This window comes from Ramlibacter sp. P4_H7, assembly GCF_056400765.1.
The window spans coordinates 1-13436 of sequence record NZ_JBFUKP010000014.1 but is presented as its reverse complement, the minus strand read 5'-3'; the positions used below and the strand labels follow the sequence as shown (position 1 = coordinate 13436).

General features: G+C 69.3%; 14 protein-coding genes. 12 read left to right on the top strand and 2 right to left on the bottom strand.

All coding sequences use genetic code 11. From position 1 onward, the window contains the following. Positions 1-47 precede the first annotated feature (47 nt). Positions 48-629 (bottom strand): hypothetical protein, encoded by a 582-nt coding sequence (locus AC1DSA_RS18160; RefSeq protein WP_477891720.1) that lies wholly within the window; start codon positions 627-629, stop codon positions 48-50. 235 nt (positions 630-864) lie between these two features. Between AC1DSA_RS18160 and AC1DSA_RS18155 the strand changes: the two genes are divergently transcribed. Continuing rightward, complete coding sequence (locus AC1DSA_RS18155) at positions 865-1194, top strand: c-type cytochrome (protein WP_477891718.1); 330 nt, start codon at positions 865-867, stop codon at positions 1192-1194. A gap of 63 nt (positions 1195-1257) precedes the next feature. Here the strand turns inward: AC1DSA_RS18155 and AC1DSA_RS18150 are convergent, their stop codons facing one another. Further along, a complete protein-coding gene (locus AC1DSA_RS18150; protein WP_477891716.1) occupies positions 1258-1959 on the bottom strand; it encodes a TetR/AcrR family transcriptional regulator in 702 nt (233 codons plus the stop codon). A gap of 135 nt (positions 1960-2094) precedes the next feature. Between AC1DSA_RS18150 and AC1DSA_RS18145 the strand changes: the two genes are divergently transcribed. The 11 genes from AC1DSA_RS18145 to AC1DSA_RS18095 form a co-directional block, all read left to right on the top strand. Beyond that, complete coding sequence (locus AC1DSA_RS18145) at positions 2095-2406, top strand: NIPSNAP family protein (RefSeq protein WP_477891714.1); 312 nt, start codon at positions 2095-2097, stop codon at positions 2404-2406. An 8-nt stretch (positions 2407-2414) separates the two neighbouring features. Further along, positions 2415-3782 carry an L-serine ammonia-lyase gene (locus AC1DSA_RS18140; protein ID WP_477891712.1) on the top strand — a complete coding sequence of 456 codons (1368 nt, stop codon included), beginning with the start codon at positions 2415-2417 and terminating at the stop codon, positions 3780-3782. A gap of 170 nt (positions 3783-3952) precedes the next feature. After that, positions 3953-5281, top strand: coding sequence for an extracellular solute-binding protein (locus AC1DSA_RS18135; RefSeq protein WP_477891710.1), 1329 nt, complete (start codon positions 3953-3955; stop codon positions 5279-5281). After that, a complete protein-coding gene (locus AC1DSA_RS18130) occupies positions 5278-6255 on the top strand; it encodes a carbohydrate ABC transporter permease (protein WP_477891708.1) in 978 nt (325 codons plus the stop codon). The genes AC1DSA_RS18135 and AC1DSA_RS18130 overlap by 4 nt, the downstream gene beginning before the upstream one ends. 17 nt (positions 6256-6272) lie before the next feature. Continuing rightward, positions 6273-7181: a carbohydrate ABC transporter permease gene (locus AC1DSA_RS18125; protein ID WP_477891706.1), complete on the top strand. Its 909-nt coding sequence runs from the start codon at positions 6273-6275 to the stop codon at positions 7179-7181. 10 nt (positions 7182-7191) lie between these two features. Continuing rightward, on the top strand, positions 7192-8292 hold the full coding sequence (locus AC1DSA_RS18120) for an ABC transporter ATP-binding protein (protein ID WP_477891704.1): 1101 nt from the start codon (positions 7192-7194) through the stop codon (positions 8290-8292). A 7-nt stretch (positions 8293-8299) separates the two neighbouring features. Beyond that, on the top strand, positions 8300-9172 hold the full coding sequence (locus tag AC1DSA_RS18115; protein ID WP_477891702.1) for an FAD binding domain-containing protein: 873 nt from the start codon (positions 8300-8302) through the stop codon (positions 9170-9172). Beyond that, positions 9169-9651: a (2Fe-2S)-binding protein gene (locus AC1DSA_RS18110; RefSeq protein ID WP_477891700.1), complete on the top strand. Its 483-nt coding sequence runs from the start codon at positions 9169-9171 to the stop codon at positions 9649-9651. Before AC1DSA_RS18115 ends, AC1DSA_RS18110 begins: the two co-directional genes overlap by 4 nt. A 4-nt stretch (positions 9652-9655) precedes the next feature. Beyond that, positions 9656-12028, top strand: a complete 2373-nt coding sequence (locus AC1DSA_RS18105) for a xanthine dehydrogenase family protein molybdopterin-binding subunit (RefSeq protein ID WP_477891698.1) — start codon at positions 9656-9658, stop codon at positions 12026-12028. Next, positions 12025-12909 (top strand): NAD(P)-dependent oxidoreductase, encoded by an 885-nt coding sequence (locus AC1DSA_RS18100; RefSeq protein ID WP_477891696.1) that lies wholly within the window; start codon positions 12025-12027, stop codon positions 12907-12909. Before AC1DSA_RS18105 ends, AC1DSA_RS18100 begins: the two co-directional genes overlap by 4 nt. Then, positions 12906-13436, top strand: a 531-nt coding sequence (locus tag AC1DSA_RS18095; protein WP_477891694.1) for an SRPBCC family protein, incomplete at its 3' end; no start/stop codon positions are given. The genes AC1DSA_RS18100 and AC1DSA_RS18095, both read left to right, overlap by 4 nt.

Here is a 13436-nt window from a genome sequence, read left to right as displayed (position 1 = left end):
CGCGGTGCGCGATCCACTGTCCCTCGCCAGGTCCAGCACGCTGTTCGTTACGACTTCGTGGCCAGGCCGAACGGCGCGCCCGCATGGAGGGGCTGGACGTCGGTCGCGGGCCGGGAGGCGGGGTGCAGTCGCGGCGTGGCGCTGGACTCGGCGCGGTGCACGGACATCTGGATGACGTCGACCGTGTCCGCCAAAGGGTGGCGATACAGCAGCTGGCCGTTGAGGGCGCCGCCGCCCTCGACCTTCAGCAGCGCGGTCGCCACGGACGCCGTCGCCTTGCCCGAGGGCGACAGGTTCAGGGCGGCATACCCGCCGGTGACTTTGCCCGTGACCTGCAGGTTCAGGTCGAACGACTGTCCTGCGGACTGGTTGCGGATCATCATGAGTCCGCGCAGGTCGGCACTGTGCTGCTTCAGGTTGAGCGCGACTTCGCTCCACTCGCCGGAGGCCGGCACGCTGCCTGTTCCCAAACCTTTCCACTCGCCGGAAATGTTTACCCCTCGATACCTCCAGCGCCGGACCAGCGGCGGCACGGTCTGCAGCCACAGCCGGCCGAGGACGAACACGAAGAATGCGGCGAACAAGCCGCAAGCCGCGCCGACGAGGGTGAGGAAGTAGTTTTCTGCCATGGGGTCCTGCAAGGGTTGAACGGGTCTGCCTGGCCGCTTGCGGCGGGCGCGAGGTCGGCCGGGCGGCAGCGCGCAATCTGCCACGCGATGCGCAAGTCGATGTTTGCGGATGCAACCGCCCCCGGCAGCCGGCTGCGCGCACTGCGAGACGCGGAAGCGCCCGTTTGTTTGCGCCGCGTCAATGGGGCCGGCCGGCGCGGGAGTACCTTGAAGTCCCCATCGCCGGAGGCATCGAATGAAGGTCATGCTGGTCACCGCCCTGTTCCTTGCGGCCGGTGCCTGCGGGCCGGCCTTCGCCAACGCGAAGCTGGCCGAGAAAAAGCAGTGCATGCAGTGCCACGCCGTGGACCGGTACGTGATCGGCCCGTCGTTCGAGGCCATCAAGGCGGTCTACAAGCCCATGAAGTCGCCCGAGAAGAAACTCATCGACGTGATGCGCCTGGGCAGCGACGCCAACCTGGGACCCCACTGGGGCGCGGCGAGGATGCCCAATGACAGCGAGCGGCCGCTGATCAGCGACGAGGAAGCCAGGCAGCTGGCGCGCTGGATCCTGTCACTGCCCTGAGCCGTAGCGCCGGCCTGGAACTTTCGCGCGGGGCATCCAGTGCACGTGGCCGGCCGCACCCCTCTACTTCCTGCCGCCCCGCTTGGGCGCCAGCACGGCAGGAATCGTGTTCAGGAAGGCCGAGACGTGCAACGCGATCACGTCGCGCACGCCGATGGAGGTGCCGTCGCCGTAGACGTGGCGGCGGATCGCCAGGTGCGAGATGTTGCCGTGCAGGACCCAGCCGATCTCCTGCGCCAGGCCGGCATCGGCCGGTGTCTCCAGCCCGCAGTCGAACGCGGCCTCCTCGACGATGGTCTGCAGCAGCGTGCGGATGATCGCCGCGATGTAGGTGGGCGCAATCTCCACTTCGGCCAGCGAGGCGTAGAGGAACAGCCGCAGCCAGCGCCGCGTGAGGATGGTGTCGTAGTACTCGCCGTAGAAGTTGTTCAGGCGCTCGGCCAGCGGCACCTTGCGGTCGCGCAGCTGCACGAACCAGATCGCCTTGAAGGGGCCGGCGATCTCGGCCTCGTACACGGCGTTGATCAGCGCTGCCTTGTTGGGAAAGGCGCTGTACAGCAGGCGCTGCGACACGCCGCAGGCCTCGGCCAGTGCGCGGGTCTGGGCCGTCAGCCCGTACTCCGAAAAGAACTCGAAGGCCTTGGCCTGGATCTGCGCCTTGCGTTCGGCCGCGGGCAGGCGCGCGGTGGCGCGGCGCTTGCCGTTGGCGGGCTTGTCGGCCGGGGGCGGCCGCTTCGACGACAGGACTGCGGACTTGGCTTTCATCGGTCGGCGCGCACGGCAGGGCGCGCGAAATCGGTGGACACGGCCAGCACTCTAGCGGCAAAATCATATCGTCAAGTGACGATTTAAGCGAGCCATGCATGACGACATGGGCATGGACACAACGAAGGAGCGGGCGTGATCTACGAAATGCGGACCTACCAGGTCCAGCCGGGCAAGGCCGGCGAATTCCTCAAGATGTACCAGGAGCGGGGGCTGCCCCTGATCTCGCGCTACGCCAAGCTGGTGGGCTGCTGGACCAAGGAGAGCGGGGTGCTCAACTCCGTCGTCTTCCTGTGGGCCTACGACGACCTGGGCCACCGCACGGGGCAGCGCGCCAAGATGGCCAAGGACGCGGAGTGGACCGCCTTCGTGCCGTCCATGCTGCCCTACCTGGTCCACCAGGAAAGCGTGTTCCTGGCCCCGGCCGCGTTCTCGCCACTGGCGTAGGGGCACGCATGCCGGTCAGCGTCTTCGACCTGTTCAAGGTCGGCATCGGCCCGTCCAGCTCGCACACGGTGGGGCCGATGCGCATCGCCCTGCGCTTCGTGCGCGCGCTGGCAGAGGCCGGCCGGCTGGAGTCCGTCGCGCGCATCGAGGCGCACCTCTACGGCTCGCTCGCGCTGACCGGGCGCGGCCATGCGACCGACCGCGCGGTGCTGCTCGGCCTGATGGGGCAGGACCCGGAGACGGTGGACATCGCCCAGGCGAACGCCTGGCTGGAGGCCGTCGCCCGCTCCGGCGAGATCCGCCTGCTCGGGCGGCACGCGGTGCCGTTCCGCCAGCGCGAGGACCTGCTGTTCCACGAGCGCGAGAGCCTGGAGCTGCATCCCAACGGCATGCGGCTGCTGGCCCGCGACGCCGCGGGCCAGGTGGTCGCGAGCCAGGTCAGTTACTCGGTCGGCGGCGGCTTCGTCGCGACGGAGGAGGAACTGCGCCACCCCGCGACCGCTGCTGCGTGCGTCGACTGGCCGCATCCCTATCGCTCGGCCGACGAATTGCTGCGGCGCTGTGCCGCCCGCGGCATCGGCATCGCGCAACTGGCGCGGGAGAACGAGCTCGCGCTGCGGCCGGCCGCGCAGCTCGATGCGGGCCTGGACCGGATCCGCCAGGTGATGTTCGACTGCATGGACCGCGGCCTGGCCGCGCACGGCGAGTTGCCGGGTCGGCTGGGCGTGCAGCGGCGCGCCGCCGTGCTGCACGAGGCGCTGCAACGCCACGGTGCGCAGCCCCTGCGCGAGCTGGACTGGGTCAATGCCTACGCGGTGGCCGTCAACGAGGAGAACGCCGCCGGCGGCCGGGTCGTCACCGCGCCCACCAACGGCGCCGCGGGCGTGCTGCCGGCCGTGCTGCGCTTCCACGAGCGCTTCCATGCGGGAGGCGACACCGCGCGCAGCCACGACTTCCTGCTGACCGCCGCGGCGATCGGCTCGCTCTACAAGGAGAACGCCTCGATCTCCGGCGCCGAGGTGGGCTGCCAGGGCGAGGTGGGCGTGGCCGCCTCGATGGCGGCGGCGGGGTTGGCCGCCGCGCTGGGCGGCTCGCCGGAGCAGGTGGAGAACGCCGCCGAGATCGCCATGGAACACCATCTGGGGATGACCTGCGACCCGGTCGGTGGCCTGGTGCAGGTGCCCTGCATCGAGCGCAACGCCATGGGTGCGGTGAAGGCGATCAATGCCGCCCGCCTGGCCCTGGCCGGCGACGGGCGCCACCTGATCACCCTGGACCGCGTGATCGCCACCATGAAGGCGACCGGCGCCGACATGCACCACAAATACAAGGAGACGTCGCTGGGCGGGCTGGCGGTCAGCGTCGTCGCCTGCTGATAGGGAATTCCCGAGGATTTCGTTGTCGTCACTTGACGATATAGATGAATTCCGAAAACAATCGATGTATGGGTCGGGCAAGCGGCAACGGGCCGCCTGCCTGCGGTCCGGCCGGCTCGGCACGTCGCGATGCGAACGCCCGCTGCAGCCATTCCTGAGGAGTGAGAGGCATGAGCAACACCTGGAACGGCGCCCCTTCACGGCGCGACTTCCTGAAGGCGGCGGGAGCGGCGGGCGCGGCGGCGGGCGGCATGCTGTCGCTCGACGCGCTGGCGCAGTCGGGCGCGCTGAACATGTACACGTGGTCGGCCGCGGTGGACCTGGTCAAGAGCCACCTGACCGCCTTCGAGGCCAAGACGGGGATCAAGGTGAACTACAACACCTCGCCCTGGGCCCAGTACCGCGACACCATGATCACCAAGTTCGTGGCCAAGGCCCCGGTCGACGTGCTGTGGGTGTCCGACAGCTGGCTGCCCGAGTGGGCCGAGGCCGGCTGGATCGCGCCCGTCAACCAGTTCCCCGACCTCCTCAAGTACAACGCCGACGCCGACAAGTTCTGCACGGACTCGATGACGTACAAGGGCAGGCAGTACGGCCTGACCTACTACTCCGACTACATGGCCTTCTTCTACGACGCCGAGATGCTCAAGAAGGCCGGCATCAAGGAGCCGCCGAAGACCTGGGACGAGGTGCTGCAGCAGTCGCTCAAGATCAAGTCGGCCGGACTGTCCGAGTATCCGATGATGCTGTCGATGGCCCGCGAGAGCTGGCTGATCGAGTTCCTGTCCGCCATGGTGTTCTCGCACGGCGGCCGCTTCGTGGACGACAAGGGCGTCGCGGCCCTGGCGCAGCCCAATGGCGGCGCGCAGCGCGCGATGCAGTGGGTCGCCGACGCGGTGCAGAAGCACAAGATCATCTCCCCGGCCTGCGTGGAGACCGGCGAGCTGAACGGCCTGAAGGCTTTCGGCGCGGGCAACCATGCGTTCGCCCTGCTCAGCCGCTATCGCATCCGCACGCTCAACGATCCCAAGCAGTCGCCCATCGCCGGGCGCGTGCAGCAGGCGCTGATGCCCGCCGGCCCCGGCGGCTCCAACGCCACCGTCGGCTGGATGCGCTTCCACGGCATGACGCCGCAGGCCGCTGCCGACAAGACCCGCGCCGCCAACGCCGCGAAGCTGATCGAGTGGTTCGGCGGCAAGGCCGGCAGCCAGTACCAGTTCCAGAAGATGCTGTTCAACGACCTGGGCTCGGGCTTCGGCATTCCCTCGATGTTCAAGGACCCCGAGGTGCAGGCCAGCTACGCCAAGTACGCGGACATCCGGATCTTCGAGGCGCAGCAGAAGCTCGCGCGCAAGAAGGACGTCATCGCCCGCTGGTTCGGTGAATGGGACGAGGTCAACGGCACGGCCTGGCAGTCGGCCGTGATCGGCAAGTCCACCGTGGCCGCGGCGCTGAAGAAGTCCGCCGACTCCTGGAACGAACTGCGCAAGGACACGTGAAGACGACCGCCGGGCCCGCGTTCGCCGTGGACGCGGTCCCCTTCCCCCCTGCCGCCGACCGCCCCGCAGCCCAGCCGCGCAAGGGCTGGCTGCGCTACCCGTCCAGCGCCTACGACCAGCGCAGCGCGATGCTGTTCCTCACGCCGATGGTCGTGGTGCTGATGACGGTGGCGGTGTTCCCCGTGCTGTATTCCTTCTGGATCAGCCTGTTCGACCTGAAGCTCACGCGCCCCAACCGCGTGCCCTTCGTCTGGTTCGACAACTACGCCAAGGTCTTCCAGGACCCGCTGTTCTGGGAGTCGGTGCTGCGCACCGTCAACTTCACCGTGCTGTCGGTGCTGGCCATCATGGTCATCGCCACGCTGATGGCGCTGCTGCTCAACCAGGAATTCCGCGGCCGCCGCGTGCTGTCGGCGATCCTGCTGATCCCCTGGGCCATTCCCTACGTGGCCAACGGCCTGATGTGGAAGTGGATCTACGACTCGGGCTACGGCGCGCTCAACGGCCTGCTGCTGCAGCTGGGCTTCATCGACAAGTACCTGGTGATGCTGGGCGACACGAACAAGACGCTGCCGCTGATCACCAATGCCTTCGTCTGGAAGGAAGTGCCGCTGGCCACCATCCTGCTGCTGGTGACGCTCAAGTCGATCCGGCCGGACCTGTACAGCGCCGCCAAGGTGGACGGCGCCAACGTCTGGCAGCGCTTCATCCACATCACGCTGCCCTCGCTGGTGCCCGGCTTCGCGCTGGTGGTGATCTACGAAACGATGATGGCCATCCGCCACTTCGACCTGTTCTTCGTTCTGACCGAAGGCGGTCCCGCCGAGGCGTCCCACGTGGTGGCCTGGCAGGTGTACGTGGAGACCTTCCGCAAGCTGGCCTTCGGCACCGGTGCCGCGCTCGCCTACATCATGGCCCTCGCGACCTTCGTGCTGGCCTGGTCCATCATCCGCGCCACGAGCCGCAAGCTCTGAGCGCCCCGGGTCCCTCCATGAACAAGATCCTTCCCGGCCGCAACACGCTGCTGTTCATCGGCTCGCTGCTGTTCTCGCTGTACGTGCTGGCGCCGATCGGCTGGCTGGTCTCGTCCTCGATGCAGACCGAGGCGGAGATCACTTCGGTGCCGCCGCACTGGGTGCCGCACGCGCCCACGCTGCAGAACTTCGAGGCCATCTTCAAGGCCACCGACGAAAAGGTGACCTACGAGACGCGCAAGCAGGGCGACACGGCCACCGGCGGCTTCATCCCCTCGACGGCCGCCAACCTGCTGCCGGCCATGAAGAACAGCTTCATCGTCGCCATCGCGGTGGTGATCCTGAACCTGCTGGTGAGCGTGCCGGCGGCCTATGCGCTGGCCAAGATCCGCTTCATCGGCCGCACCACGTCCATCTACTTCATGCTGTCGACGCGGGTCATCCCCGACATCGCGCTGGTGGTTCCGTTCTTCCTGTTCGTGCAGAAGCTGGGGCTGATGGACAACCTGCTGTCGCTGGTCATCACCTACCTGGCGATCACGGTGCCCTTCAGCATCTTCATCCTGACCGGCTACTTCGAGTCGCTGCCCGACGAGCTGGACAAGGCGGCGCGCGTGGACGGCTGCTCGCGGCTGCAGACGCTGCTGCTGGTGTTCCTGCCGCTGGCGCTTCCCTCGCTGGTGGCGGTGGTGCTGTTCACCTTCCTCACCAGCTGGAACGAGTTCCTGCTGGCGCTGATGTTCACGCAGACGCCGGCCTCGCAGACCATGCCCATCGTGGTCGCGTCGTTCACCTCCGACTTCAACATCAGCTTCTCGTTCATCAATGCCGCCGGCGTGCTGGCGATCGTGCCTCCGGTGCTGATCGCCATCGTGTTCGAGCGCTACATCGTGTCCGGCCTGACCGCCGGCGCCGTCAAGGGTTAAGGACCAGTCCATGGCACGCATCCAGTTCGAATCCGTCCGCAAGCAGTACCCCAACGGGTACACCGCGCTCGAGAACCTCAACCTCGACATCGCCGACAAGGAGTTCCTGGTCCTGCTGGGGCCGTCCGGCTGCGGCAAGTCCACCACGCTCAACATGATCGCGGGGCTGGAGGACGTCACCGACGGCAACCTGCGCTTCGACGCCGAGGTGATGAACACCACGCCGCCGCACAAGCGCGACGTGGCGATGGTGTTCCAGAGCTACGCGCTCTATCCGCACAAGACGGTGTACGACAACATCGCCTTCGGCCTGAAGATGCGCAAGTTCGCCAAGCCGGAGATCGACCGGCGCGTGCGCGACGCCGCCCGCCGCCTGGAGATCGAGCCGCTGCTGGACCGCCGGCCCGACCAGCTCTCCGGCGGACAGCGCCAGCGCGTGGCCCTGGGGCGCGCCATGGTGCGCCAGCCGCAGGTCTTCCTGATGGACGAGCCGCTGTCCAACCTCGACGCCGCGCTGCGCATCTCCATGCGCGCCGAGATCAAGCAGCTGCACCAGGCGATGCAGACCACCTTCGTCTACGTCACGCACGACCAGGCGGAGGCGCTGACGCTGGCCGACCGCATCGTCGTGATGCGCAGCGGCGTGGTGCAGCAGATCGGCGCGCCCGACGCGATCTACGAGCGCCCGGCCAACATGTTCGTCGCCTCCTTCCTGGGTAACCCGCCGATCAACTTCCTCAAGGGGCGGCTCACGCGCACGACCCAGGGCCTCATGTTCCGCAACGCCGGCACCATGCTCACCCTGCCGGACGAAGCGGCGCAGAAGCTGTCCGGCTACGACGGTCGGGAGGTGGTGCTGGGCATCCGCGCGGAGGACGTGACGGAGGAGATCGGTGCGCCCGACAACGGATTCCTCACCGGCCGCATCCTGTCGGTCCTGCCGGTGGGCTCGGACCAGTTCCTGGAGATGGAAGTCGCGGACGCCAAGCTGTTCTTCCGGGTCGGCAAGGAGTGCCAGTACAAGGCCGGCGACCAGGCGAGGCTCGCGATCAGCATGCACCGCCTGCACGTGTTCGACCCGGACACCACGCAGAACCTGCTGTGGTCCTGAAGAGCCTGTGAAGCCCGCTGCCTTCAGCTACCACCGGCCCGCTTCGGTCGACGAGGCGCTGGCGCTGCTCGCGCGATTCGGCGCCGACGCCAAGCTCATCGCCGGCGGCCAGAGCCTGGTGCCGATGATGAACATGCGCCTGGCCAGCCCGGCGCAGCTGGTGGACATCAACGACCTGAGCGAGCTGGCGCAACTGCGCGTGCGCGGCGACCACCTGGAGGTGGGCGCGCTGGCGCGCCACCGCGCGATCGCCGAATCCGCGCTGGCGGCCGAGCACTGTCCGCTGCTGGTGCAGGCGACGCGCACCATCGGCCATGACGCGATCCGCGAGCGCGGCACCGTGGGCGGCAGCCTGGCGCATGCGGACCCGGCGGCACAGCACGCGCTGGTGGCGGTCACGCTCGGCGCGCGGCTGACGCTGGCGCGCCAGGGGAGCCAGCGTGTGGTGGAGGCGAGCGAATTCCTGCAGTCGGCGATGACCACGGCGCTCGCGCCGGATGAGATGGTGGTGTCGGTGCGTTATCCGTGCGCAGTTGCCGGCGAGGTCTCGGCCTACCGCATGTTCAACCAGCGCCACGGCGACTACGCGATCGTGGCGGTGGCGGCGACGCTGACGCTCGCCGAAGGGCGCGTGACCGGAATGCGGCTGGGCGTGGGCGGCGTCGCCCCGGTGCCGCAGCGGCTGGACGCCGTGACGGCCGCCTTCCTTGGGCGCACGCCTTCGGTGGACTGGATCGCGGACGTGGCCCGGGCCGCGCGCGATGCGGTCACGCCGGAGGAGAACCCGCGCGTGCCGGCTCTGTACCGCAAGGAACTGACCGAAACCCTGGTGGCGCGCGCGCTCGCGCGCTGCGTCGAAAGAAGCGCGGTGCCCGCATGACGACCCAGCACATCACCCTCACCGTCAACGGGGACAACATCGAGTTCGAGGCGCCGGCACGCAAGCTGCTGTCCGATGCGCTGCGCGAGGACTGCGGCCTCACCGGCACCCACGTCGGCTGCGAGCACGGCGTGTGCGGCGCCTGCACCGTGCTGGTGGACGGCCGGCCCCAGCGCTCCTGCCTCAGCTTTGCCGTGCAGATGGAAGGCCACGACATCCAGACGGTGGAGTCGGTCGGCACGCCGCAGCAGCTGTCGGTGCTGCAGCAGGCGCTGCATGAGTGCCACGGCCTGCAGTGCGGCTTCTGCACGCCGGGCATCGTGATGACCTTCGAGCCCTTCCTGCAGGACAACCCGGACCCGACCGAGGCCCAGGTGCGCGAAGCGCTGTCGGGCAACCTGTGCCGCTGCACCGGCTACCAGAACATCGTCGACGCGATCCTGCTGGCCGCGCGCCGCCTGCGCGAGGGGGGGAGGTGATCCGATGAACGACACTGCGTTCCGTTCCATCGGCCGGCACGAACCGCGCCGCGAGGACGCGCGCCTGCTGACCGGCCGCGGCCGCTACATCGACGACATCGTGGTGCCCGGTGCGCTGCACGCCTGCTTCGTGCGCTCGCCGCATGCGCACGCGCGCATCGCCGCCATCGACACGGCCGCGGCGCTGGCGATGCCCGGCGTGGTCGCCATCTTCACCGGACGCGACATCGCACCGCACACGACGCGGCACCGCATGGCGCCGCCGATCGAGGGCCTGCAGCCGATGGAGTCGGACACGCTGCCGATCACCAAGGTGCGTTTCCAGGGCGACCCGGTCGCCTGCGTGATCGCGACCGACCGCTACCTGGCCGAGGACGCCGCCGAGCAGGTGGCCGTGGAGTACGAAGTGCTGCCGGCTGTCACGACGATGTGGCAGTCGCTCGCCGCCGACGCGCCGCTGGTGGACGAGGCGATGGCGTCGAACCTGCTGTCGCACCAGCAGGCGACTTACGGCGACGTGGACGCCGCGATGCGCGGCGCGCACCGGGTGATCGAGAGCACGTTCTCGATGCACCGTCAGACCCATCTGCCGATCGAGACGCGCGGCTGCATCGCCAGCTGGGACGCGGGCCGCGAGCACCTGCTGTTCCAGGTCGGCACGCAGGTGCCGCATCCCTACCGCACGACCCTGGCCGGGCGCCTGCGCCTGTCGGAGTCGCAGGTGACTGTGGCCTCGCCCGACGTGGGCGGCGGCTTCGGCCAGAAGATCGCGGTGTACCGCGAGGAGCTCACGGTGGCCGTGGCGGCCATGCAGCTGGGCCGCCCGGTGCGCTGGCGCGAGGACCGCATGGAGAACCTGCTGGCGTCTTCGCAGGCGCGCGAGGACCACTGCCGCACGCGGGTGGCCGTGGATTCGCAGGGCCGCGTGCTGGCGCTGGACCTGGAGATCGTCGAGGACTTCGGCGCCTACAGCTTCTACCCCGGCAACTACCTGGCGCGCGTGGTGGCGATGATCATCACCGGCCCCTACCGCATCGCCAACTACCGCTACGACGTGAAGGTGGTGCTGTCCAACAAGGTGGGCAACGGGCCGATGCGCGCGCCCATGGCCATCACCAGTTGGCTGATGGACGGAACGCTGGACAACGTCGCCCGCGAGCTGGGGCTGGACCCGGTCGCGGTGCGCCGCCTGAACATGCTGCAGCCGCGCGACTATCCCTACACCATGGCCACCGGCGAGGTGCTGGCCGACATCACGCCGCGCGAGACCATGGAAGGCGTGCTGGCGGCGATCGACTACGAGGCCTTCCGCGCGCGGCAGGCCCAGGCGCGCAGCCGCGGCGAGCTGCTGGGCCTGGGCATTTGCACCGTGGTGGAGTCGACCACCTATGGCTCCAAGTTCTACAAGGCTGCCGGCATCCCCGGCTCCGGCCACGAGGCGGCCTGGGTGCGCATCGAACCTTCGGGCGTGGTGAGCGCCTCGGTGGGGCTGGGCGCGACCGGGCAGGGCTACGAGACGGCGCTGTCGCAGGCGGTCGCCGAGGGCCTGGGCGTGCCGTCCTCGTGCGTGAAGATCCACCTGGGCCACACCGACATCGCGCCCTACGGCATGGGCAGTCGCGGCGCGCGCGGCGGCACGGCCGGCGGCGGCACGCTGTACCTGTGCGCGCAGGATGCGCGGCGCGCGGTGCTGGCGATCGCGGCGCACACCCTGCAGGTTCCGCTCGACGCGGTGCGCATGCAGGACGGCCGCGTACAGCGGCATGCGGACGGTGCCTGGCAGGACGCCGGCCTGGCGCTCGCGGACATCGCGCGCGTGGCCTACCTGGACCCGCTGGCGCTGCCGCCCGGCATGAGCCCGGGCCTGGAGTTCCACAAGACCTACGAGCCGCCGCCCATGACGTACTCGAATTCGAGCCACGCCTGCATCGTGCGTCTCGATGCGGCGACGGGCGCCGTGCGGATCGAGCGCTACGTCGCGGCGGAAGACTGCGGCACGGTGCTCAGCCCGGTGGTGGTGGAGGGCCAGCAGCACGGCGCCATCGCCATGGGCCTGTCGGGCACGCTGATGGAGCACGTCCACTACGACGAGGCCACCGGACAAAACCTGTCCGGCTCGCTGGCCGACTACCTGGTTGCGACCGCGCACGAAATCCCGCGCTTCGAACTGATCCCCATGCACACGCCCAACCGCGCCACGCCGGCGGGCATCAAGGGCATGGCCGAGGGCGGCGTGATGGGATCGATCGGCGCGCTGATGAACGCGGTGAACGACGCGCTCGCGCCCCTGGGCGTGCGGGCCGACCGGCAGCCGCTGAGCCCCACCTACCTGCGCAGCCTGCTGCGCGGCAAGCAAGCGACGGAGAAGAAGGAATGACTGCAACGACCCCCAAGGCCCGCATCGGTTTCGTCGGGCTCGGCATCATGGGCCAGAGCATGGCCGGCCACCTGCTGGCTGCGGGCCATGCGGTGCGCGTGTACAACCGCTCGGCCGACAAGGCGAAGGCGCTGCTGGAGCGGGGCGCCACCTGGTGCGACACGCCCGGCGGCGTGGCCGCGGGCTCCGACGTGGTGATCACCATGGTCGGCTACCCGCGCGACGTGGAACAGGTCTGGCTGGGCGAGGACGGCATCCTCGCCACGGCCAAGGATGCGCTGCTGATCGACATGACCACCTCCAGCCCGGAACTGGCGCAGCGGCTGGCACGCGAGGCCGCGGCCCGCGGCTGCCGGGCGCTCGACGCGCCCGTCTCGGGCGGCGACATCGGCGCGCGCGAGGCGCGGCTGGCTATCATGGTGGGCGGCGACGCCGGCGCATTCGCCGAGGCGCTGCCCATCCTGCAGCTGATGGGCAAGACCATCGTGCACACCGGCGGACCCGGCACCGGCCAGCACACCAAGATGTGCAACCAGGTGGTGATCGCCTCCACCATCATGGGCGTGTGCGAGGGGCTTGCCTATGCGCGCAGCGCGGGGCTGGATCCGGACGTGGTCCTGCAGTGCATCTCCGGCGGCGCTGCCGGCAGCTTCCAGCTGAACGTGATGGGGCCGAAGATCGTGAAGGGCGACTTCGCGCCCGGCTTCATGATCGAGCACTTCCTGAAGGACCTGTCGATCGCGCTGGCGGAGGCGGACCGCATGTACCTGCAGTTGCCGGGCGCGGCGCAGGCGCGCCAGCTGTACGCCACGCTGGTCGAGCGCGGCCACGGCCGCGACGGCACGCAGGCGCTGTCGCTGCTGTATGGAGCGACGGCATGAGCATGGACATCACGGGCGAATACCTGGTCCCCGCCCCGCAGCAGCGGGTGTGGGAAGCCCTGAACGATCCGCAGGTGCTCAAGGCCAGCATCGCCGGCTGCCAGGCGCTGGAGAAGGTGTCGGACACCGAGTTCAACGCGATCGTCACCACCAAGGTCGGGCCGGTGTCGGCCACCTTCCGCGGCAACGTCAACCTGTCCGACCTGGACGCGCCCAACGGCTACACGCTCACCGGCCGCGGGCAGGGCGGCGCCGCCGGCTTCGCGAAGATGAGCTCGCGCGTCGCGCTGCTGCCGCAAGGCGAGCAGACCTTGCTGCGCTACACGGCGCAGGCGGAGATCGGCGGCAAGCTCGCCAGCGTGGGCAGCCGGCTGGTGCAGGCGGTGGCGAAGAAGAACGCCGACGATTTCTTCGCGGCGTTCACGCGCCAGCTGGGGGGCGCCCCCGCTGCGGCGCCGGAAGCCGCTCTGCAGCCGGCCGCGCCGGGCCTCGCCCCGCAGGCCGGGCCCGCGCCCGGGTGCCCGGGT